A 934-nucleotide genomic window follows, 5' to 3' on the forward strand; every position below is an offset into this window, starting at 1 on the left:
TGTACGTAAAGTTACGTATTGCTAAGGTTAACGACGGTTAGATTCACCTCTTACACAGCACCTGTCGCACGTTTTGTGAAGAGCCAGAATGTTCGCTTTGTCAAAACATCAAACGTCAAGATAGTCGCTTACTTTGTGTAGTTGAATCACCAACTGATGTACTTGCCATTGAGCAAACAGGTCAATACACAGGCTTGTACTTTGTATTAATGGGGCATTTATCACCGTTAGATGGCATAGGCCCAAATGAAATTGGTTTAGATTTGTTAGAGCGTCGTTTATCAGAAGGTAATATCGATGAGGTGATTCTCGCTACTAACCCAACCGTAGAAGGTGAAGCAACTGCACATTTTATCTCTGAGCTTTGTCAAAAATATGATGTACTTGCTTCTCGAATTGCTCATGGCATGCCAGTGGGCGGGGAGCTTGATTTGGTCGATGGTATGACGCTAATGCATGCGTTTTCAGGGCGAAAAGCTATTACCTAAAGTACACTCTGACCTCTTAAGAATATAGAAAAGCTAATCATATAACATGATTAGCTTTTTTATTTTCCACGAATAGTAATAAATACCGTAAAAACAGATGCTTTCTTCAATGCATTGATATCGGAAATGTAAATAAACCTTTGACAGAAAGTATCAGGTTAGGGACAATTTAATTCCAAGAATAGTATTTAACACTCTATTTTTAGTCGTTTTCGATAGGGATAAATCACGTGGTAAACTTTGACGAGCAAGTAAATTGCTTAAACTGTGGTGCAAAATTAACAACGCGCTTTTGTGGCGAATGTGGTCAAGAGAAAGCAAAACGCATTACTCTAAAAGAGCTATTTAAGACAGCTCAAAGAGCGCTGTTAGAGTTTGAATCTCCTTTTCTACATACTTTCATTAAAGGTGCTGTGTAAGAGGTGAATCTAACCGTCGTTAACCTT

1 protein-coding gene and 1 pseudogene are annotated in these 934 nt (G+C 38.3%); both read left to right on the plus strand.

The window, feature by feature from the left end:
- Window positions 1-59: 59 nt before the first annotated feature.
- A pseudogene (recR, locus tag ACXAC4_RS20340) lies at window positions 60-488 on the plus strand (recombination mediator RecR); the annotation flags it as partial.
- Between the two features lie 230 nt (window positions 489-718).
- A complete protein-coding gene (locus ACXAC4_RS20345; protein ID WP_475165007.1) occupies window positions 719-907 on the plus strand; it encodes a hypothetical protein in 189 nt (62 codons plus the stop codon).
- The last annotated feature ends 27 nt before the right edge of the window (window positions 908-934 follow it).

The organism is Pseudoalteromonas sp. AWM4_233 (assembly GCF_056158285.1).